The sequence below is a fragment of the Natrinema sp. 74 genome (assembly GCF_046097095.1).
In the GTDB taxonomy this organism is placed as follows: domain Archaea; phylum Halobacteriota; class Halobacteria; order Halobacteriales; family Natrialbaceae; genus Natrinema.
Window position 1 is genome coordinate 1873147 of sequence record NZ_CP175698.1, and the last position, 21318, is coordinate 1894464.

Consider the following 21318-nt stretch of genomic DNA (forward strand, 5'->3'; position numbering starts at 1 on the left):
AGATGTGGGGTAAATTACAAATGAGGGAAGCTATAATTGATACTCGAGTACCGCTTTCGGTACAGAACGCGCAGACATGGATGCCACGGAACCCACTGTGATGGATGGAACACGCACCGCACTCGGGACACGCTTTCCCACCGGTGAGTGCGGTTCCGAACCGGTCGTACTGCCCGCCGACGGTAGCCGGTTATCGAACCGCTTTGGCCATCCGCTCCGCGACAGCGGAAGATCGATATGAATCGCTCGCTCGTCGGGTCGGTCGTCCTCGGTTGCCTCGGCGGGTTCCTGAACGTTGTCCTAACGCTTGGAATGCTGACGCACGTGAACTCGCCGCTTTTCGAGCCCGGGAACCCCACGTCTCTCAACGCCGTGTTCGTCGGTTCCGTACTCGAGACGCCCCAGATCTGGATCGGCGTGTTCGCTCTCGGCTTCGTTCCAGTAGTCGTTACGGCCGCTACTCGACTGGTCGCGCCTGCCGGAGGGCTCGGTTTGCTTCTCGGCGGTGTCGTGTCCCTCGTCTTGACGGCTCCTGCTCCCGAAGCGGTGATGGGTCCAACAGAACTGTTTATCGAAGGGCCGGTCTATGCCTCGAGCTACGCGAAATCGTGGTACGCGTGGCTCTCTCTGTTGATCGTTGCCGGTGTCGCCGAGTTCACACTCCGGTCCGAATACGGCTTCGGTGACGACCGGCTTCGACACCTCCCGGACTTTCTGCCATCACGGTCTCGATCGTGGCTAACTCTCTGCAGCGCCGGGTTCGTCGTCGGTCTCGGTGTCGGGCTTTTGGATCTTCCAAACTACGTTCAGACGGACGTTTCGACCGTTTGCTTCGTTCTCGTTCCGACCGGTGTCGCCACGGCGGCTATGCTCGCAGGACTACGATTTAGCGGCCTCGTCGCACCGCTGACCCTGTATGCGGTCGCCGCCCCGGCCATCGTCGCTGCCACGGTGTTCCCGTCGTCTCCCGCTCCGGAAGGCCCGCATCCGGGTCTCTCCTTCCTCTATCTCTCCGCTGCCGTATTCGTCCTTGCCCTACTCGAGCTGGCGATTCGATCCGCTCAGGACCGTGAACTGACCGAAACGGTGGCCGATCGCCGTCGTTAGGGAGTCGCGCTCGCGCCCTCGAGTTGCCCGGCAAACAGCGCCTCGAGCAGGGCGGGCGTGACGAACGCCTCGACGACGGCGGCGACGGCAAGTAAGAGCCAGGCCGCGAGGACGAGGACAGCGGTCCGGTAGAGATACGATTTCGTGACGATGGCGTCGCGGCTACCGCGGACGCGCTGGCCGATCCGGTACAGGAACCGAAAGCCGACGCCGGCGGCGACGAACAGCGCCGGGAGTTCGAAGATCCCGTGGGGGAGCAGGCCGACGAGGATGTAGCCGATCCCGATCTCGCCGGCGACGGACGCGCCGACGTTGCCGACGATGACGCCGTTGAACAGCATCGCCCAGGCCGTCAGGAGGCCGAGCGTGAGCGCGCCGAGGATTGAGAAGATGAACGCCCGGCTGTTGTTGAGCAACAGGAACTGCGCCAGTTCGGCCCTGCTCCGGCTGCCGATGTCTGGGAACAGCGGCTCGCCGATCGCCTCCTGGATGATCTCGAGGAGGTTGTAACCGGCGGCCAGCAGCGCGATGCCGATGACGATGCCGACCGCGAACAGGCCGGCGGCGAAGCCGACGTACCGGCGGTGTTCGTCCCATGCGTCCGTGAGCGCGGCCCGTGGCGGATAGCTGCCGGCGGACGTGCGATCCCCTCGAGTCTGGGTGTCCATACCGTTATGTCTTCGAAATGATCCATAAAGGTCGCGACTCGTTTCACGGCGGTCTATCGACAGGCTAAGGCGGCCCGACGAGAATCCCAAACCAATGACGACGCTTGCGATCACCGACGGGCGGGTCCTCGAACCCGACCTGTCGGTGACGGCCGCGGACGTACTGGTCGACCGAGATAGCGGCGAGATCCTCGAGACCGGGACCGGTCTCGGAGGCGACGCCGACGAGACGCTCGACGCCGCGAACTCGCTGGTCACGCCGGGGTTCGTCAACGGCCACTGCCACGTCGCGATGACGCTCCTGCGGGGGTACGCCGACGATAAGCCCCTCGACGCGTGGCTCCAGGAGGACATCTGGCCCGCGGAGGGCGAGTTGCGACCCGAAGACGTCCGCGTCGGTGCCGAACTGGGGCTGCTCGAGCAGATCAAAGCCGGCACGACTGCGATCGCGGACATGTACTTCCACGTCCCCAAGGTTGCCGCGGCGGTCGAGAACGCGGGGCTCCGCGCCCGGCTCGGCCACGGGATCGTCACCGTCGCCAAGGACGGCGAGGCCGCCCGCGACGACGCGAAGACGAGCCTCGAGATCGCTCGCGAGTACGACGGCGCGGCCGACGGCCGGATCTCGACGGCGTTTATGCCCCACTCGCTGACGACCGTCGGAAGCAAGTATCTCGAGGAGTTCGTCCCCGAAGCCCGCGAGGCGGGCGTACCGATCCACTACCACGCCAACGAGACCGCAGACGAGGTCGCGCCGATCGTCGAGGAACACGGCGAGCGCCCCCTCGAGTACGCCGCCGAGCGCGGGATGCTCGAGTCCGAGGACTTCGTCGCCCACGGCGTCCACCTCGACGAGACGGAGATCGACCTGCTCGCCGAGGCCGGAACCGGCGTCGTCCACTGTCCGGCCTCGAATATGAAATTGGCAAGCGGGATGGCTCCCGTCGAATCCATGCTCGAGGCCGGCGTCACCGTCGGTCTGGGAACCGACGGCGCGGCCTCGAACAACGACCTCTCGATGCTAGACGAGGCCCGCGACGCGGCCATGCTCGGCAAACTCGCGGCCGACGACGCCAGCGCGGTGTCCGCTGAGGCGGTCGTCGAGATGGCGACCCGGGGCAGCGCGGAGGCGATCGGCTTCGAGTCGGGTCGACTCGAGGAAGGCGCACCGGCCGACCTCGCGGTGATCGACCTCGACGAACCGCATCTGACGCCGGCCCACGACCTCGTGAGCCACCTTGCGTACGCGGCCGCGGCGGCCGACGTGCGCCACACCGTCTGTGACGGCCGCGTCCTCATGCGCGACCGCGAGGTGCTGACGCTGGACGAGGCGGCGGTTCGGGAACGGGCGCTCGAGGCGGCCGACGCGCTGGCCGCTCGTGCTGACGGCTAGGTGCTGTCTCGAGTCGATCGACGGAACCCTCCGAGCGAGAAATAAACCCTCAGATCGGTCGATAAACTCCCAAAACGATTCTCGCTCCGCTTTGGCACGTAACAAACCCCGAGAACTGCCGGCCGGGTTTATTTAATCCTGCCTGAAAGTCACGCTCGGATGATGAAGAATCGACTGCTGACGACGGCACTCGTGGCCGTCATGCTCGTGTCCGTCTTCGCATCGGCGGGCACGGTGGCGGCACAGGAAGTTGACGGCGATCTATCGGTGTCCGTCGACGATAGCAACGGTCTCGTTACGGTGACGGATACGAACAGTACGGTCGAAAACGCGACCGTTTCTGTCGCGACGACCGATGAGAACGTATCGTACAGTGGGACGGGCGACTACACGACCGACGCGAACGGCACGGTCGACCTCCCCGCACCCGAACAGAACGTGACGGTCTCGATCACCGCCGCGGCCGGTAACCAGACGGCGACGGCCACGGCGACGCTGACGGCCGACACCGGCGGCAACGAGACTGCCAACGAGTCCGCGACGGACTTCGGCTCGCTCGTCTCCCAGTTCGTCGAGGAACAGCAAAACGAGACGAACGGCTCGATCGGCCTCGCGGTCGCGAACTTCGTCGTCGAGAACAACCCCGGTAACGCGCCGGCCCACGCCGGCCCGCTGGGTCACGCCGGTCCGCCCGGTCACACCGGTCCGCCGACCGACGACGGTAATCAGAGCGACGGTAAGCGCGGCCAGCCGGGCCACGCCGGTCCGCCGACCGACGACGGTAATCAGGGCAACGGCGGAAACGACGATGACAAGAAGGGCGGCGGCCCGCCGAGTCACGCCGGTCCACCGAGTTCCGACGAGTAACGACTGTCGTTCGCAGTCGACCGACTGACGCCGACCGACGGTTCCGATCCACTCCCTCGGTCGTCGCCGGCGTCGGAACGCGATCGGCGGTCGCCCTCGCGGGCGTCGTGCCGGTCGACGAGGCACGCGGTGTCCGAACCCACCACCTCTCCGTTTTCCCCGTCCGCGTTTCGGTCGGCTTTCCCACGCTTGTGACGGGAGCACCGCATACTGCTGTCGGCTCGGTTCGGTACCGTTTTGGCCTCGGTCCCACTCAGTCGACCCATGACCGACGCCGCATATCCCTCGATCAGCGAGCAACTCGAGGACCTCGAGACCGCTCGCGAGGAGGGACGCCGCAAGATGGACTGGGCCGCCCAACACATGCCAATCTTAGAGCACGTTCGCGAGGAGTTCGTCGCCGAGCAGCCCTTCGAGGGCGAACGCATCGGGATGGCGATGCACGTCGAGGCCAAGACGGCGATGCTCGTCGAGACGCTCGCCGAGGGCGGTGCCGAGGTCGCCGTCACGGGCTGTAATCCGCTCTCGACCCACGACGACGTCTCGGCGGCGCTGGATACCCACGAAAACATCACCAGCTACGCCAAGCGCGGCGTCGACGACGACGAGTACTACGCCGCGATCGAGGCCGTCATTGCCCACGAGCCCACGATCACCGTCGACGACGGAATGGACCTCGTGGCCGCGATCCACGAGGACTACCCCGAACTGATCGACGGGATCGTCGGCGGGGCCGAGGAGACGACGACCGGCGTCCACCGCCTGCGCGCGATGGACGCAGACGGCGCGCTCGAGTACCCCGTCTTCGCGGTCAACGACACGCCAATGAAGCGGCTGTTCGACAACGTCCACGGCACTGGCGAGTCCTCACTGGCCTCCATCGCCATGACCACGAACCTCTCATGGGCCGGGAAGAACGTCGTTGTCGCGGGCTACGGCTACTGCGGCAAGGGCGTCGCGAAGAAGGCGTCGGGCCAGAACGCCAACGTCATCGTCACCGAGGTCGAGCCCCGCCGCGCCCTCGAGGCCCACATGGAGGGCTACGAGGTCATGCCGATGGACGAGGCCGCCGAGGTCGGCGACGTCTTCCTGACGACGACCGGCAACCGAGACGTCATCGTCGAGGAACACTTCGAGAAGATGAGCGACGGCGTCTTGCTCGCCAACGCGGGCCACTTCGACATCGAGATCGACCTCGAGACCTTAGACGATCTCGCGGTCGACCGCTACGAGGCCCGCGATGGCGTCGAGGCCTACGAGCTGGCCGACGGCCGTCGACTCAACGTCATCGCCGAGGGCCGACTGGTTAACCTCGCCGCGCCCGTCTCGCTTGGCCACCCCGTCGAGGTCATGGACCAGTCCTTCGGGATTCAGGCCGTCTGCGTCCGCGAGATGCTGGAAAACGGCGACGAGTACGACGCCGGCGTCCACGACGTTCCCGACGACCTCGACAAAGAGATCGCCGAGATCAAACTCGAGGCCGAGGGCGTCGACTTCGACTCGCTGACGGACACCCAGCGCGACTACATGAGCAGCTGGGACCACGGGACGTAGCTGGACCGGCCGGCCGGCGGTTGGCCCCCACGGTTTCTTCGATCGTTTCGACGATGAACGCGGGGATTCTCTTTCTCGAGACCGCCGGCCGGACTCGCGAAGCCGGGATTTCCTCGACGGGAACGCCCAAGGGGACAGTGACCGTACCGCTGGTATGGCCACGTTTTCACATCGCCGGACCGACGGTCCGATTTCCTCGACGGTCATCGCTGCCGTGTTGGCGCTCTTCGGGCTGGGCGTCCAGCAGGTGACCACGCTGCCGGCATTTCTGCTCGATCCGGAACTGCTCACCGCGCCGACTGATGCGTCGATCGCCAGCCGAGCAGGCATGCTGATTCTCGGGTTCCTCGGGTTCGTCGTCGCCGGCGGTATCTACCTCGCCGTCACCGACCGGGGCTGGTCGTACGTCGACCTCCGCTGGCCGACGCGGCGGGGATGGGGCTACGTTCTCGCCGGCGTCGTCGGCGGGATCGCGTTTTACGTCCTGATCAGCATCGCCGTCCAGTTGCTCTCACTGCCGACCGCGGAGAATCAGGTCTCGACGTACATCGGAAACGATCAGACGATGCTCCTGGTGATGATCGCCATCGTCTTCTTGTTCAACGCGCCGGCCGAGGAGTTCCTCTACCGAAATATCGTCCAGAAGCGCCTCTACGACGCCTTTTCTCGGCGACGAGCGGTCGCCATTGCCAGCGTCATCTTCGGCCTGATTCACTTCCCGGTCTACGCCGCGCTCTCGGAGTCGCTGCTTGCGACCGCCGTCCCCGTCGCGGTCGTCATGGGCGGTGCCGCGATCTTCGGTTTCCTCTACGCGGAGACCGACAACCTCCTCGTGCCGATCGCCGCCCACGCCGTCTTCAACGGCGTCCAATTTGGCCTCCAGTATCTCGTCCTCGAGTACAACCTCGAGACCGCCGAATCGATGTCGGTGGCGGTCGATCTCGCCGCCGCCGTTCCGCTGTAGCTGTCCGCGGTCGATCACGTTCGCGACGCGTTCGGTTCTTTCTTATCGACGGGCCGTGACGGTCGGGATATGTCTCAGGCGAAGGGCGACCGCCGTGAACGGGAACTCGTCAACGCGCTCGACGAGGCCGGCTTCGCGGTGATGCGCGCGCCCGCCAGCGGCTCCGCGACTGAACGCGAACTCCCCGACGTGTTGGCCGGCGACAGCGAGCAATTCTACGCGATCGAGGCGAAATCGAGTTCGGGCGACCCCATCTATCTGACCGGCGAGGAAGTCGAGGCGCTGATCTACTTCGCGCAAAACTTCGGCGCAAAACCCCGGATCGGCGTCCGCTTCGATCGCGAGGACTGGTACTTCTTCCATCCCGGTGACCTCCACGTCACCGACGGGGGGAACTACCGCGTCAAAAAAGAAACCGCCCTCGCCGAAGGCACCGACTTCGCCGAGTTCACCGGCCGCTCGGAGAAAGTGACGCTCGAGGAAGCCGCGGCGGCCGACGGCGACGACGGCCCCGACGAGGACACCCTCCGCGTGCTCAACGCCGTCGAACAGGGCGTGATGGACGTCGACGAGGCCGCGGAACTCCTCGAGTAGATCCATAGCACTGGCGAGAAACGGGCGGTGGTGTGGCAACTCGGTGTGTGTTCTCTCGGAGGGCGACACGGCGTTTCGTCGTCTTCTCGAGGTCCTTCGCCGTCGCCTTTTCGAGGTCCCTCGCTTCATACGGTCGGCTGGAAAGCAGTTCCGGCGTCCCCCGAAAGCGAGTCCGGGAACGCCGGTACCCAGTTGTAGCCGCTCGTGTCAGTCCCGCCTGACTCGGGTCTCACGCTCGAGGCGCGTCCGCGGGAAAACGTAGACTTGCAGCGACGATGGGACGACGCCGCGACGGGCGACCCTGGCGTGGGGATAGACCGCGCCGACGACGGGCACGTCGGCATCGTAGTCCGCGTTGGTCTCGTAGTCGGCGACCGTCGTGTCGGTCGCGCCGATCTCGACGGCGTCGGCCCGACGTTCCGAGACGTCGACGACGGTGAGTCGGTCGCCGGTCTCGCGGTCGACGACGGTATCGCCCGGATAGATCTCGTGGGTCCCGCAGTAGAACGGCTCGCTCTCGTCTTCGTCGACGAAGAGCGTCTCGCCGCAGTCGTGACAGTCCACGGCAACCTCGCCCGGCGGCGGGGTCCGTCCTTCCGTGATCTCGATCGCGACGCGGCGAATGTGCTTGCAACGGGCCTTGCGGAAGACGTGATCCGGGCAGGTACACCGGCCCCCCTCGAGATCGACGAGGTAGGTGTGATCGCTCGCGGACTCGACCTCGTAGAGGCCGTCGCCCAGCGGCAACACCGACATCGGCTCGGTGCGGGCGCGGCGCGATCGCTTCGTGAGGTGGTCGTCTGACGGTACTGGCAGCGGTGCTTTCGGTGACGCTGTTGTTTTCATGGGTGCGTCGAAACGGGCTCGCTGGTCGGTTGGCTATTCGACGAAAGTACGGTCTCGAAGGGGATAACGGGCTCGCTTGCGCCTTCATGGCCGCGGTTTATACGTGCCCACGACCGCCGAGACCGGGTCTCCGCCGATGGCCTCTTCGAAGCGCTTTTCACCCGGCCGCCGAAACCGATCGAACGATGCTCGACCGCGAACAGGTCATCGAAATCGCCGTCTCTATCACCGCCGTCCTCCTGATGCTGGCGGCCATGGCCGCCGTCGGTTCGACCTACGGAACCGCCAGCACGCTCTCGCTCGAAGGGGGCTGGATGCTCGTCGGAGTCATCGTCGGCTTTATCGTCTTGCTCACTGCGATCGGGATCGGACTGGCCTTCGTGCTGAACGATCCCGAGGACGGGCTCGACTCAGACGCGAACGGAACGTTCTGAACGCGCCGGGACGCTTTCATCATTTCACGGCTGCCATCTCAGATGACTGATACCGACGGGAACGTCGATCGGTCTCCTCGAGTAACACTCCGGGGATCGCCGTCTCGCTCGCACTCACAGCCGTTGTTTGCCGCTCTCACCGCCACGGCATCTCTCGTCGGATCGGATCATCCTCGTCGTGCTGGCCCGCCTGTTCGGGCTCGCGACCGTGCTCTCGTGGCAACGGACTGCGACCGACGGCCGGGAGAACGTCGTTCCGTCAGTCGCCGCTCGCGGCTTCGTTCTCGCCCGCGTCGGTCTGCTCCCGCCAGTCCTCGAGTTCGTCGTCGGCGTCGTCGATCCGCTCCTCGTAGTAGGCCATCGGGTGGGGAATGCGCTCACAGAGGTCGTCTTTGTTGACGCAGTCGCCATAGGACTGCATCGTCGCACACGAGGGCGGTGAGTACTCCGTCGGCGAGGTCTCGCCGCGAATGTGGTCGGTCTGATAGCGCGTCATCTCCTCGCCGAACGCGGAGTTCACCCGGTAGAGTTCGACGATCTCGTCGGTGGTCATCCCGATGCTCGCGAGGAAGGCCGTGATCGCGAACCGCGAGTGGTGTGGCAGGTGTTCGCCCTTCTGAATCTGATCGAGCAGCGCCTTCATACACGGTGGGAACAGCTCCGGGACGACGGTGTCGATCTCTCGAGTGAGGTCGAGATCGGCCAGGATCTCGCGAATCTCGGCGGCGTCGTCCGCGAGCGCGTTCGCGATCGCGTCGGGAACATCGAAGGGAAGCCCGTCCTCGATGCGACTCCGGATCGCCTCTCGAACGAGCGCGAGCAGTTCATCCTCGTCGACGGGCACTTCGCCCGCGTCCAGTGGCCGGTTCACGAGTCGCCACTCGTCGCCCCGCAGGTCCGCGGCCAGCAGGAGATACGTGCCGACGTCGATCCGGTAGCCGTCACCGTCGGGCAATTCGCGGACCGACTCTCGGAACTCGAACTCGACGAGGAGGTCCGTGAGTTCCAGCCCCGTCGACTCGACGCTCTTGAGTTCGGTCGTGTCCGCCATATCGGCGGTGAAGCGATCGTAAGCCGTCTCGGCCTCGGCGCGGGCGTACTTCCGGACGAGTATCTGTTCCTCGACCAGCGACACGAGGACGCGCGCAACGGGATAAGAGAGCAACTCGACCCTCGTGTCGCGGTGTGGCTCGCCGGTCTCGCCCGCCTCGAGCGCGGCAATCACGCGTTGGCGCGCGCGGTCGACGACCGCCCGGTCTTGCTCGACGACGGTCGCCAGATCGACCGCCTCCGTCGCGACGGACTCGCGAGCGGCCTCGAGAAACGGGTACCGAGCGTGGCGTCGCTGCATCGGTAAGACGATTTTACTCCGGCGGGATAAGCGCGCTGGTTCCACTAATCGTCTTTTATGAGAGGCCGTCCGATTCGCTGATTCGATACCGAAAGTCGGTCTTCGCCGTCGCTGCGCTGGTCGGCTCTCAGGGGGCGGTAATACGCTATTACCGCCGGTCGGCGGCCGCCGTCGGCATCTGCCGTCGTCTGTGCCCGTCTCGAGGATCGATTTCAAGGGTGTTCGACACGTCACGGTGAGTATGCCACAGGCGACGAGAGACGGCGTGTCGATCTACTACGAGCGCGAGGGTGGCGACGGCGACCGGTCGACCCCCGTCGTCTTCGTACAGGGGCTGGGGTTCGGACGGTGGATGTGGCGATGGCAACGCGAAGCCATCGCCCCCGAATACGAGATCATCGCTCCCGATAACAGGGGCACCGGCCGTTCGGACGTCGGCCTCCCGCCGCTGGTCCCGCGGCTTCCGGGGCGGCTTCGCGCCCTCGTTATCCTCAAACTGGCCGGCTACTCGATCGGCGGGCTGGCGGCCGATCTCGAGGCCGTCCTCGAGAATGCGGGGATCTACGACGCTCACGTCGTCGGTGCGAGCATGGGCGGAATGATCGCCCAGCGCTACGCACTCGAGTACAATCGGACGACGTCGCTGACGCTCCTCTGTACGAGCCACGGCGGTCCCGACGCGGCACCAGTCCCCGACGAAACACAAGAGCACATGTTCGATACGCCCGACGTCGCGAACAAGCGGGAGACGCTTCGCCATCGCATGCGGCCCGCCTTCAACGATCGCTTCACCAACCGGAACCCCCATTTGATGGATCAGATCCTCGAGTGGCGACTCGAGCAAGACGCCGGCGACCCCGCCCGCGAGGCCCAGGCCGCCGCCGTTCAGAACTTCGACGTGAGCGACCGCCTCGACGGGCTCCGCGTGCCGACGCTGCTCCTCCACGGGACGAACGATCGGGTCGTCCCCGTCGAGAACGCGCGGCTACTCGCGGAGAAGATTTCCGACAGCCGTCTCGAACTCATCGAAGGCGGCTCCCACCTCTGTTTCATCGAGGACGACGAGTTCGTCAACGAGCGGCTGCTTGAGTTCCTCGACGAACAGGACTGAGGATGCTTGGCGCGGCGATGCCGTCGCCGAGCGAAGCGAGGGCGTTAGCTGGCCGCGGTGGCGTCTCGAATCCGGACTTGGCCGTCGCTTCGAACGCCGATGTCGAACCCTTCGTAGGTGAACCAGATTCGATGGATTCCAGCGGACCCGGCCCGCTGGGCGTGATCGACCAGCGAGTCGAGCGCGTCTGGATCAAGAGTATCGTACAGTGCTGACAGATCGTCGGGCTCGGCCTCGAAGACGGCGGCAACCGCAGTGACGACGGCCTCGCTCGGTCGCTCGGTCGCGGGATCGAACGCCGTGACGTAGCCGTGTTCGCGCGACGCAGACTCGTCCGGCGAATCGTTCGGGGAGGACATACGCGCCCACTGGGCCAGCGGTCAGGTAATCACTGCCCTGTTCATATCGATCTTTGAAGAACCGACGACGGGTCGATTACCGGACGGCGTTCGCGGCGTCGGCCCGTCTCGCTGTGAGGCACGTCCCGTCGCCGATCGGGAGCGTCAGTCGCTCTGGATGCGCGGTGCGAGCATGTAGGTGACCTGTCCCTGTCCCTCCGCGAAGCCGAAGTAGATCTTGACGGGGAACTCCTCGCCGAGGTCGAGCGTGACCTCGGTGTCCGTGGGGATCGCCTTGTTCATGTCTTTGAGATAATCGAGCGAGAACAACGAGTGCGCCGGGCCGACCTGCAGATCGATCAGATCCGCCTGGGTGAGCTCGAGGTGGACGTCGTCGGTGTCGCCCTCCGCGTCGACGTAGAAGTACTCCTCGGCCTCGTCGACGCCCAGCGCGATGTGGTCAGAGACCATGTCGGCGGCCGTCACCGAGCGGTTGACGTCGTTCCCTTCGAGGACGACCTCCGCGGGCAGATCGAGGTCCGGAATATCGGGTTCCTGGCGGATCGAGTCGGGATCGATGAGCGCGAGCGTGTACTCGAGGCCGTCGATCTGGATGTGAAGCTTGCGGGTCTCCTCGTCGAGTTCGAGCTGGATGAGCTGGCCGGAGTCGGCCATGCCGGCGATGTCTTCCAGCCGCGAGAGGTCGACGCCGATCAGCCCGCCGTCGGCTTCGTAGGACTCGAACGCAGCCGCATCGAGCGAGAGGTCGACCATCCCGACGTTCGCGGGGTCGACGGCCCGGATCTCCAGTCCGTCTTCCTCGAGGTGGATCTTGCACTCGTCGACCAGCACACTCACCGAGTCGAGCGCGCTGGTGAGCGTTTCGGCGCTCACGATGGCCTTGAACATATAGGTCGCCGTACGGACGGTTGCCATAAAAAGCCACCCTTTACGCACGGGCGGAGATCGCACCACGCCGACGAGCAAACCGCCCGCGCACGGCGTTCCCCCGCGGTCAGCGGTGAACGACACGCGTATCCCCCTCGAGCAGCTATCTGGCCCAAATGAGTCGCAAGGACCACTACTACAACAAGGCCAAACAGGAGGGCTATCGCTCTCGAGCGGCCTACAAACTCAAACAGCTCGACGACCTCGAGAACGTCCTCGACCGGGGCGACACGGTCGTCGACCTCGGGGCCGCACCGGGCGGCTGGCTCGAGGTCGCCGCCGAGGAAGTCGGCCCGCAGGGGCACGTGATCGGCGTCGACTTCCAGCGGATCAAGGACTTCGACGACCACGATAACGTCGAGACGCTCCGCGGGGACATGACCGAGGAAAAAACGCGCGACCGAGTCATCGACGCCGCCGGGGGCTCCGTCGACGCAGTCGTCTCGGACATGGCACCCAACATGTCCGGCGAGTACTCGCTCGACCAAGCCCGTTCGCTACACCTGGCGCGGCAGGCCTTCGAGACCGCCCTCGAGCTACTCGACAGCGGCGGGGACTTCGTCGTGAAGGTCTTCGAGGGGCCGGACGTCGACGACTTCCGGGCCGACGTCGAAGACGAGTTCCAGTACGTCCGTGCCACCTCGCCGAAAGCCAGCCGCGACGAGTCCTCCGAGGTCTACTTCATCGGCAAAGGTCGGCTCACCGCCTCCGTGCGGCCGGGCGACGAACTCGAGGTCGAGATCGAAGACGTCGGCAGCGAGGGCGACGGTATCGCCTCGGTCGACGGCTACCGACTGTTCGTGCCGGGGACCGAGGTCGGCGAGACCGTCACGGTCCGCGTCGAGGACGTCAAACCGACCTTCGGATTCGCACAGCGTCTCGAGCAGGACTGAGACGGGCTGCTATCACTGGTGACTGGCGTCTCCGGACCCGCTTTCGGGGGACGCCGGAGCTGTCTTCCAGTGGACCGTCTCCCCCGTCCGTCACTCGTCGGTCTCGAGGCGGTCGTGGCGCTCGTCGATCTCGTCCATGATATCCAGGGTCTTTCGAATCGAGGCGCGGATCGCATCGCTGCGATTGACGAACTTGCCGTCGTCGCCAACGTGGTCATCGAGGTCCTCGAGGAGTTCCTGCGGGATTTCGACGCTGATCTTGGGCATCAGTTAGGTAGCCGTTTGCACGTCCCTGACTTAAGGGTAGTTGGTGGCCAGCGTCCGTTCGCCGTGGTCAACAGCAATCGCGTTCGTCGGGCGACCACGTGCATGCATCGCCGGTCGTCAGGTCGTTCTCGTCTCCGTACGCCAAGAGACATGCGTAGTTACAGAAGTAGGTGGGCGATCCACAGTCGTCGGTACAGTCGCGGACGCAGATCGGGTCGTGATCGAAGATCTGCGAGCCACAGTACGCACAGTCCTGGTCCGCGTCTGGCGTTGCGATGGTCGTCGACATATCTGCGCTACGGGAAAGACCGAGGAAAGCGTTTCTGGCTTGCTGTCGTCACTTCGCCGCTGCGTCCTCGGCATCGGGTTGTGTTGTCGAACCGCCGCCACCGCCGAACAGCCGGCCGCCGCCGGTAAGGACGTAGAGGACGGCCAGTCCGAGCAGGTAGGTGACCGAGATCGGAATGGCGAACAGTAGCATCATAAGGATTCCCTCCGGGCTGAAGAAGGCCGAGAGCGCGAAGGTTCCGACGACGACCGGCCGCCAGCGCTCGAGCATCGAGTGATAGCTGACGATGCCGCCAACGTGGAACAGTGCCATCGTGACGATGATATTCAGCAGGAAGCCGATGCCGACGGTGGTGAGGATTACGAGCCAGAAGAAGTTCTTGATCCGATATGAGATCTCCATTCCGTTGGCGAGTGCGTCCGAGATCAGATACGAGATGATCGACGGTGCGACCCAGAAGAAGCCGAGGTAGATTCCGACGGCGAAGCCGGCGAGCAGGCCGCCGCCCCAGATAACGAACGTCCGCCGGTCGCCGTAGACCAACCCGCGCTCCTTGGCGGCCGGCCAGGCGTAAAACAGCACCAGCGGGAGGGTGGCGATGAGGCCGATGAGCGCGCTCACCTTTGCCTCGAAGATGAGCACTTCGACGGGATGCAAGGCGACGACGATGTCTAGTTCGCTGATGAGTACCTCGAGGCTCTCGGAGTTGCTCAGGCTGGCCAGATCGACGTCGCTACCGACGGTCTCAACGAGCACGTCTCGGGGAACCCGGCTGAGGAAGAGCTTGAGAATTCGTCCGATGCCGTCCGAGTAGAGCCAGAAGAAGGTCCCGCCCATGACGACCATGAACAGCCCCACGATGCGGAACACCTTCGAGGTGAGGCTGTTGAAGACGAAGGCGATGTCGTAGGCGTAGCCGCCGATGTCGTCCTCTGTCGTCTCGTCCTCGGTGAAGGGATCGAGCATGCCCGCGGCGGTGTTTGCAAAGAGGTTTCCGTCCCCGCCACCCCCACCTCCCGCACCGCTCGCTGCGGCGTTTGCCGCCCCGCCTGCGGCCGACCCGCCGCCGCTCTCGGCACCCTCCTCGAGCGCGTCGAAGCGGTCGAGGATCGCCTCCGCCTTCGCCCGGTCGTCGTCGTACATTGCCTGCCGGGAGTACTCGAGCGCCTGGTCTTCGCTCATACTCAGGAAGACCTGCGTCGGCACGTCGGCGATGTCGTCGGCCCCGAGCGTTTCGAAGTCGACGTCTTCGTGTGTATCGGCGCGCTGAATATCGTCCTCGCGCGGGTAGACCGGACCCCGCAAGACGCGGACCGTGTAGCCGAGCAGGACGACGAAGCCGCCAACGAGGCTGACGATGATGCCGACTGCGACCGCGCCAAGTAGGCCGTGGGTGTCCGCCGTCGTCTCGAGGCCGAGCGGTTCCGTGGGTCGGATCAGCTCTGGGAACGCGGGAAAGACCGCTTGATGGAGGACGTCGAACGCGCCCTGTTCGACGGCGACGGTGGCAGCGGCCGCGATGACTGTTATGATGCTGCCAAACTGGAGGAGGCGACGCTTGACGTGCGCCGTTCCCGATCCTTCAGATTTCGCCGCGCCACGCCGTCGGGCGTTGGAGACGACCTTGGCCAGCCCGAGACTGAAGACGTAGAGGACGAGCATCGGTGTCGCCCACATGACCTGCGTGAACGGATCCGGCGGCGAGAAGACGGCCCCGAAGACGAAGATTGTGACGACGGCGTGTCGCCACTTGTCACGGAACGTCTCGTAGGGAACGATCTCGGTGTAGGAGAGCACGCCCATGATCAGCGGCAACTGGGCGGCGAGTCCGAACGACAGCGTCAGCAACGCCATGAACTCGGTGAACTCGGTGATACCGAAACTCGGCTTGATACCGGCGCTGACGGCGTTACCCGCGAGGAAATCGAACGCGAAGGGGAAGAAGACGCTATAGGCGTAGAAGACGCCGAGCGAAAACAGGAACAGCGACATGGCCACGAAGCCGGCGAGATAACCTTTCGATATCGGGACGACGCTGTCGTAGCCGCGACGATGGATCGATTTTCGAGTGAAAAAGAGCAGCGCGGGGATCGCGACGATGACCCCGCTTATCATCCCGATCTTGGCCTGTAAGAGGATCACTTCGAACGGCGTCCGGGTGATGACGTCAGTCGAGCCAGCGAGGCCGGTTCCCATCCGGGAGGTCGCGGTCGCTTCAAGGAAATCCCAGATGACGACGCGAAGCGCGTAAAAGGAGCCGATGAACCCGAGGAGGAACACGATGAACACCTTCTGGAGGTGCTGTTGGGCACCCGCGAGAAGCGTGCCAATCGTTTCCCGGCCGGCGTTGATGGCGCGGGCGGTGTCCTCGTCGAGGGCAGAACTCATTGGGTTGGGGTAACTGACATCCAGTTATCAACCTTTCGAGTGGGTATGCGGGTTGAAGGTCGATCGAACGCCCTTCTCACTTTCACCGGGGGGTCGTAAGAAAAAGGCCTATAACCGGTGGCCTATCACTACCCCCTAGATGTCGGACGAGCCGGTCGATGAACGCGACGTCGAGGGCTCCGAAGGGCCACGAGACGCCCCTGACGAGCGACAGCCAGCGCCCGCCGACGCGGCTGGACCCGATCCCGCGGCCGATACTAGCCCGGTCGAGCGCGACCGAGCGGACGCCTCGACACTCGAGACCGACGGTGAAGGCGTCGTCGGCGACCGCCACGACCCCGAGCCGACGTATCCCGACCCCGACGACGACATCGGCGGTATCTCGACGCCGCCGGATGACGAGGAAATGCCCCTGGCCGACCACATCGAGGAGATGGTCCTCCGGTTGGCGGTCGTCTTGCTATTCGGGGCCGGCGGGACGGCGATCGGTCTGCTATGGGCCTCTGACGCCATTCACTTCGTCTGGTTTAACGTCTTCCCGTACGCCGACGGCGAGGTGCCGCCGCCACATCTCTATCACCCGCTCGAGCTGTGGCTGACCCGGATCAAGATCTCGTCGCTTTTGGGGATCATGGTCGCGCTGCCGGCGTTTGTCTACGAGTGTTACCTGTTCATGCGGCCGGGACTGTATCCCAACGAGCGCAAGTACTATCTCGCGGCCGTGCCGACGAGCGTGGTGCTGGCGGCGGGCGGGATGGTGTTTTCCTACCACCTCGTGTTGCCGGTCCTGTTCAAGTACTTCACCTACTACGCAGAGGGGAGCGCACAGATCGCGTACGCGCTCGGCGACACGTTCGACCTGATTATCACGCTGACGGGCTTTCTCGCGATCGTCTTCCAGATTCCGCTCTTCATCATGCTGGCGATCATGCTGGGCGTGACGACCCGCCGCTGGCTGATCCAAAAGCGGCTGTACTTCTGGGCGGCGTTCGCCGGGCTCGCGTTCATGTTCACGATCGACCCGACGATGATGGCACCCGTCCTCGTCGCGGTCACGATGATCCTGCTGTTCGAAGGGACGCTGCTCGTCCTGAAGTGGGTCGGCACCGAGTAGATCGGCTCGGCTGCCGGTCCGTTTTCGACTCTCCGAATTCTCCTTTGTCACGCGTAAACTGACCGCCAGTTCGTGGACATTCGTCCGACCGTCCCGCCCCGGTCACCGACGTATACTGTCCTTATATTCTCCTTATCCGTTCGCATATTGCGGACTCCGGCCGATTCGACGGCGAAAAATTGCAGTTCGTAAACGATTACCGTTTAGTGGTTGGATATGTTCCCCTGTGGCGTGGTTAGCTGAATGATAGTGAGGGAATGTGCCTCAGACGAGACTGATTGTAAACTACAAAATCCCGTTCGATTCGACGTCGCGGGGTGGTGCCCGTGACCGACCTCGTGCCGACCACGTGTATGCGGTGTGCGGTCGGCTGTGGGCACGTCCAGCGGGCCCCCGAGCGAGGCTACGGCCTCGAGACCGTCCGCGGCGACGCCGCCCATCCGGTCAATCAGGGGCTGGCCTGCCAGCGAGGCGTCAGCGAAACCGCCGACCCCGACGGCGAGTGGCTGACCAGACCGCTCGTCCGCACGGACGGCGACCTCGTGCCGACGACCATCGAGTCGGCCCTCGAGCGCGCGGCGGAGGGACTGAGCACCGCGCTGGCAGACGGTGGCGACGGCGTCGCCGTGCTGGGCAGCGGTCAGCAGACCAACGAGGCCGCCTACGCGCTTGGCAAACTCGCCCGCGGCGGCTTCGGCACGCGGTACTACGACGCCAATACGACCCTGTGTATGGCGAGCGCGGTGACGGCCTATTACGACGCGTTCGGTAGCGATGCGCCGCCGCCGACCTACGACGATATTCCCGAGGCCGAGCGCCACATCGTCTGGGGGGCGAACCCGGCGGCCGCACACCCGGTCATGTTCCGCTGGATTCGCCAGTCGGCCGACGCGGACGACTCCGAACTGATCGTCGTCGACCCCGTCTACAGCGAGACCGCCGAGGTCGCGGACCACCACGTCCCGCTCGAGCCCGGCGGCGACCTCGCGCTCGCTCGTGCCGTCCTCGCCCGAATCGTCGAGACCGACCGCGTCGACGAGACGTTCGTCGCCGAGGCCACGACCGGCTTCGACGAGCTTCGCTCGGAACTACCCGACGCCGCCGAGGCCGCCGAGATGGCGGGCGTTTCGATGGCCGACGTCGACAATCTGGCCGACGCACTCGAGAATCCCACTCTGCTGTACTGGGGGATGGGGATCAACCAGAGCGTCAACGGGACCGCGGCCGCGGGCGCGCTGATCGACCTGTGTCTCGCGACCGGCAACCTCCGGCCGGGCACAGGACCGTTTTCGCTGACCGGACAGGCCAACTCGATGGGAACTCGCGTTTGCTCTTCGAAGGGCTCCTGGCCCGGCCACCGCCCCTTCGCCGATCCCGATCACCGCCGCGAAGTCGCCGAGACGTGGGACGTGCCAACCTCGCGGCTCCCCGACGATCCGGGGCCGGGACCGGTCGGCATCGTCGACGCGATCGGCGACGAGGTCGAGGCCGTCTACGCCGTCGCGACCAATCCCGTCGCGGGCATGCCCGACGCGACGCACGTCCGCGAGAAGCTCGAGAAGTCCTTCCTTGTCGTTCAGGACGCCTTCCACAGCGAGACGGTCGAACTGGCCGACGTGGTCCTCCCCGCCGCCACGTGGGGCGAGTCCGAGGGGACGACGACCAACATGGAACGGACGATCTCACGGGTTCGCGCCGCCACGGAGACGCCGAGCGGCGTCCGCACGGACCTCGAGCTGATCGGGGATCTCGCCGACCGCGTCGTTCCCGACCTGTTCGACGAGTCGCTCGAGCCCGAAGCCGTCTTCGACGAGTTTGCCGCACTGACCGCTGGCACCCCCGCGGACTGCTCGGGAATCAGCTACGAGCGCCTCGAGACCGAGCGTGCGGTCCGCTGGCCGGCACCCAAACCGGACGTGTCGGCTGGGTACCGGTATTACGACGCTGGGAGCGACAACGAGTCGGCCGACCCGTCGTCGGCCGAGGAATCGTGGTCGTTCCCCACCGGCTCCGGTCGCGCGCGATTCTCGAGCGGCGAGGCTCGCCCGCTCCCGGAGCCGACCGACGAGTCCTACCCGCTGACGCTGACGACCGCGCGCCGCCCGGACGCGTACAACACCGGCGTGCGGACTCGCGGGGACGAGCCGCCGACGGCGCGGGTCAGCCCGGCGACGGCCGCCGCGCTCGCGGACGACCTCGAGGCACCCACCGACGCCCCTGCGGACGACGATGACGCCCGATACGGCCGGGTCGTCTCCCGGCGCGCGTCGGTCACCGTCTGCGTCGAGACCGACGAGGCGATCCCCGACGGTGTCGTCTGGCTCCCCATCCACCACCCCGACGTCAACGATCTCACGCTGCCCGACGTCGATCCCCGCTCGAACGAGCCCAACTTCAAACAGTGTGCGGTCCGCCTCGAGCCGCCCCGAGAGCGAGACGTGGGCGCAGTCGCGGAAGCGAGCGCCTGACCGCCCATGTCCGCTGAATCGACCGCCGACTCGGCGAGCGACGGGAGGGCCGATATCCGCGGGAGTCCTCGCCGCGGCGTCGCGTCCGCGACGCTTGGCTTCTTCGTCGGCTTCGCCGGCGTCGTCTGCTACGGCCCCGTCGCGACCGAACTCGAGGGAGCGATGGGGCTTTCCGGGCTTGCACTCGGCTTGCTCGTCGGCGCGCCGCAGTTGACCGGCTCGCTACTTCGCATTCCCTTTGGCGCGTGGGTAGAAGACGTCGGTGCGGCGAAGCCGTTCGTGATTCTGCTCGGCGGGGCCATCGCAGGGATGGGCGGCCTGTCGACCCTGCTCGTCACCCTCGGAACCGACGGCCTGACGATGGCCCACTACCCGCTCGTCTTCCTCTTCGGTTCGTTGAGCGGGTGTGGCATCGCGACGTTCTCGGTCGGGGCCACCCAGACGTCGTACTGGTCGCCCGAGGAGCGACAGGGGACGATGCTCGCGGTGTACGCGGGACTGGGGAACAGTTCGCCGGGCCTCTTTACGCTTCTCGTCCCCGTCGCGCTCGCCGCGCTCGGCCTGACGGGCGCGTATCTCGCGTGGTTCGGGTTCCTCGTCTGCGGGACGGTCGTCTACGCGATCGTCGCCGTCGACCCTCCGTTTTTCCAGCTTCGAAAACGGGGGCTCGAGGCCGGCATTGCGAGACGGCAGGCCAAAGCGCAGGGCCAGGACCTGTTCCCCAACGGCGACGCGATGGCGTCGATCCGCGAGGCGGCCGCCATCCCCCGGACGTGGGTGCTCGTCGCGCTGTTTTTCGCCTCCTTCGGCGGCTTTCTCGCGCTGACGACGTGGTTTCCCTCCTACTGGACGGCCGTTCACGGCCTCGATCTACAGGCCGCGGGTGCCCTCACGGCGATCGCGTTTACCCTGCTCGCGGCGCTCGTCCGCGTGCCGGGCGGCGTCGTAAGCGACCGTATCGGCGGCGAGCCGACCGCGATCGCGAGTTTCGTCGTCGTTGGCATCGCCGCGTCCCTGCTGATCGCAGCCCGTACCGTCCCGCTCGCGATCGGCGCGACGGTCCTCCTCGGGATCGGCATCGGCGTCGCCAACGCGGCGGTGTTCGGCCTCGTGCCGAAATACGTGCCGGAGGCCGTCGGCGGCGCGTCGGGACTGGTCGGCGGTCTCGGCGCGTTCGGCGGCTTCGTTCTTCCACCGATCCTCGGACTGTTCGTCGATATTCAGGGGACCGCCGGCTACGCGAACGGCTTCGTCGTCTTCCTCGTCCTCGCGATCGTCTCGGTCGGGCTCTCGGCCGGGCTCTACCGCGCTCGAGCGGGGCCGACGCCGAGCGAACCGCTCCCGGCAGACGACTGATCGCCCGCCGTTTGCCGATTCGATCGTCCGAGTGTCGACGCCGTTTCGGTATGGTGATTCCGACCGCCAGCGTCAACGACGGGCTCTCGATCGGGGCGGCGAGCCGCGCTCTTCGTTTCGGACGGAAGTCCAATGACGCGGATGCCCGCGAATTCGTGTTCCCAATCGCCCATTCCATCCTCCGCTCGCTCGCGATATACGTCCTAATATAGACCATATTCCATTGGAGATACCACGACCGATTTCGAACGCGGAGAAAAACCAGATGTTTGTAAATGATTATCGTTATATAGTTTAGAAACATGGCCATAAAACGTGAATTGCGACATGTTTGGTGAGACAACCCGGAAATTCGGCTCCGATCGTTC

At 65.4% G+C, this 21318-nt stretch carries 20 protein-coding genes; 12 read left to right on the forward strand and 8 right to left on the reverse strand.

What is annotated here, in order from left to right:
• Positions 1 to 237: 237 nt before the first annotated feature.
• Positions 238 to 1107 (forward strand): hypothetical protein, encoded by an 870-nt coding sequence (locus ACJ70B_RS09340; protein ID WP_408956725.1) that lies wholly within the window; start codon positions 238 to 240, stop codon positions 1105 to 1107.
• Here the strand turns inward: ACJ70B_RS09340 and ACJ70B_RS09345 are convergent.
• Positions 1104 to 1775, reverse strand: coding sequence for a stage II sporulation protein M (locus ACJ70B_RS09345; RefSeq protein ID WP_408956726.1), 672 nt, complete (start codon positions 1773 to 1775; stop codon positions 1104 to 1106). The two genes, ACJ70B_RS09340 and ACJ70B_RS09345, sit on opposite strands and share 4 nt — an antisense overlap.
• A 94-nt stretch (positions 1776 to 1869) precedes the next feature.
• On the opposite strand from ACJ70B_RS09345, the gene ACJ70B_RS09350 reads away from it, so the two are divergent.
• From ACJ70B_RS09350 to hjc, 5 genes are all read left to right on the forward strand, one after another.
• Positions 1870 to 3168 (forward strand): amidohydrolase, encoded by a 1299-nt coding sequence (locus tag ACJ70B_RS09350; RefSeq protein ID WP_408956727.1) that lies wholly within the window; start codon positions 1870 to 1872, stop codon positions 3166 to 3168.
• 162 nt (positions 3169 to 3330) lie between these two features.
• Positions 3331 to 4035: a hypothetical protein gene (locus ACJ70B_RS09355; RefSeq protein WP_408956728.1), complete on the forward strand. Its 705-nt coding sequence runs from the start codon at positions 3331 to 3333 to the stop codon at positions 4033 to 4035.
• A gap of 264 nt (positions 4036 to 4299) precedes the next feature.
• Positions 4300 to 5589: an adenosylhomocysteinase gene (locus ACJ70B_RS09360; protein WP_408956729.1), complete on the forward strand. Its 1290-nt coding sequence runs from the start codon at positions 4300 to 4302 to the stop codon at positions 5587 to 5589.
• A 154-nt stretch (positions 5590 to 5743) separates the two neighbouring features.
• Positions 5744 to 6553 (forward strand): lysostaphin resistance A-like protein, encoded by an 810-nt coding sequence (locus ACJ70B_RS09365; RefSeq protein ID WP_408956730.1) that lies wholly within the window; start codon positions 5744 to 5746, stop codon positions 6551 to 6553.
• 69 nt (positions 6554 to 6622) lie between these two features.
• Positions 6623 to 7147 carry a Holliday junction resolvase Hjc gene (gene hjc / locus ACJ70B_RS09370; protein ID WP_408956731.1) on the forward strand — a complete coding sequence of 175 codons (525 nt, stop codon included), beginning with the start codon at positions 6623 to 6625 and terminating at the stop codon, positions 7145 to 7147.
• A 207-nt stretch (positions 7148 to 7354) separates the two neighbouring features.
• Here the strand turns inward: hjc and ACJ70B_RS09375 are convergent, their stop codons facing one another.
• Positions 7355 to 7993, reverse strand: a complete 639-nt coding sequence (locus ACJ70B_RS09375) for an SWIM zinc finger family protein (protein WP_408956732.1) — start codon at positions 7991 to 7993, stop codon at positions 7355 to 7357.
• Positions 7994 to 8178: 185 nt separating this feature from the next.
• Here ACJ70B_RS09375 and ACJ70B_RS09380 point away from each other — a divergent pair, with 185 nt between their 5' ends.
• Positions 8179 to 8427 (forward strand): hypothetical protein, encoded by a 249-nt coding sequence (locus ACJ70B_RS09380; RefSeq protein ID WP_408956733.1) that lies wholly within the window; start codon positions 8179 to 8181, stop codon positions 8425 to 8427.
• Positions 8428 to 8686: 259 nt separating this feature from the next.
• On the opposite strand, the gene priL is transcribed toward ACJ70B_RS09380, so the two are convergent.
• The gene (priL, locus tag ACJ70B_RS09385; protein WP_408956734.1) at positions 8687 to 9778 is read right to left on the reverse strand and encodes a DNA primase regulatory subunit PriL; all 1092 of its coding nucleotides are present in this window, start codon (positions 9776 to 9778) and stop codon (positions 8687 to 8689) included.
• Between the two features lie 241 nt (positions 9779 to 10019).
• Here priL and ACJ70B_RS09390 point away from each other — a divergent pair, with 241 nt between their 5' ends.
• Positions 10020 to 10889 carry an alpha/beta fold hydrolase gene (locus tag ACJ70B_RS09390; RefSeq protein ID WP_408956735.1) on the forward strand — a complete coding sequence of 290 codons (870 nt, stop codon included), beginning with the start codon at positions 10020 to 10022 and terminating at the stop codon, positions 10887 to 10889.
• Between the two features lie 44 nt (positions 10890 to 10933).
• Here ACJ70B_RS09390 and ACJ70B_RS09395 read toward each other — a convergent pair whose 3' ends face one another.
• Positions 10934 to 11248, reverse strand: a complete 315-nt coding sequence (locus tag ACJ70B_RS09395) for a HalOD1 output domain-containing protein (protein WP_408956736.1) — start codon at positions 11246 to 11248, stop codon at positions 10934 to 10936.
• A gap of 144 nt (positions 11249 to 11392) precedes the next feature.
• On the reverse strand, positions 11393 to 12136 hold the full coding sequence (locus ACJ70B_RS09400; protein WP_408960095.1) for a DNA polymerase sliding clamp: 744 nt from the start codon (positions 12134 to 12136) through the stop codon (positions 11393 to 11395).
• 155 nt (positions 12137 to 12291) lie between these two features.
• On the opposite strand from ACJ70B_RS09400, the gene ACJ70B_RS09405 reads away from it, so the two are divergent.
• On the forward strand, positions 12292 to 13068 hold the full coding sequence (locus ACJ70B_RS09405; RefSeq protein WP_408956737.1) for an SAM-dependent methyltransferase: 777 nt from the start codon (positions 12292 to 12294) through the stop codon (positions 13066 to 13068).
• 90 nt (positions 13069 to 13158) lie between these two features.
• On the opposite strand, the gene ACJ70B_RS09410 is transcribed toward ACJ70B_RS09405, so the two are convergent.
• The 3 genes from ACJ70B_RS09410 to ACJ70B_RS09420 all read right to left on the reverse strand — a co-directional run bounded on the left by ACJ70B_RS09410 (position 13159) and on the right by ACJ70B_RS09420 (position 16012).
• Entirely contained in the window at positions 13159 to 13335 is a 177-nt protein-coding gene (locus tag ACJ70B_RS09410; protein WP_408956738.1) for a ribbon-helix-helix domain-containing protein, read from the reverse strand.
• A 67-nt stretch (positions 13336 to 13402) separates the two neighbouring features.
• Positions 13403 to 13624 (reverse strand): hypothetical protein, encoded by a 222-nt coding sequence (locus ACJ70B_RS09415; RefSeq protein ID WP_408956739.1) that lies wholly within the window; start codon positions 13622 to 13624, stop codon positions 13403 to 13405.
• A gap of 48 nt (positions 13625 to 13672) precedes the next feature.
• A complete protein-coding gene (locus tag ACJ70B_RS09420) occupies positions 13673 to 16012 on the reverse strand; it encodes a twin-arginine translocase subunit TatC (protein WP_408956740.1) in 2340 nt (779 codons plus the stop codon).
• A 139-nt stretch (positions 16013 to 16151) separates the two neighbouring features.
• Here ACJ70B_RS09420 and ACJ70B_RS09425 point away from each other — a divergent pair, with 139 nt between their 5' ends.
• The 3 genes from ACJ70B_RS09425 (at position 16152) to ACJ70B_RS09435 (ending at position 20950) form a co-directional block, all read left to right on the forward strand.
• Complete coding sequence (locus ACJ70B_RS09425) at positions 16152 to 17126, forward strand: twin-arginine translocase subunit TatC (protein WP_408956741.1); 975 nt, start codon at positions 16152 to 16154, stop codon at positions 17124 to 17126.
• A 353-nt stretch (positions 17127 to 17479) separates the two neighbouring features.
• The gene (nasA, locus tag ACJ70B_RS09430) at positions 17480 to 19594 is read left to right on the forward strand and encodes an assimilatory nitrate reductase NasA (RefSeq protein WP_408960096.1); all 2115 of its coding nucleotides are present in this window, start codon (positions 17480 to 17482) and stop codon (positions 19592 to 19594) included.
• A gap of 6 nt (positions 19595 to 19600) precedes the next feature.
• The gene (locus ACJ70B_RS09435) at positions 19601 to 20950 is read left to right on the forward strand and encodes a nitrate/nitrite transporter (RefSeq protein WP_408956742.1); all 1350 of its coding nucleotides are present in this window, start codon (positions 19601 to 19603) and stop codon (positions 20948 to 20950) included.
• Positions 20951 to 21318: the final 368 nt, after the last annotated feature.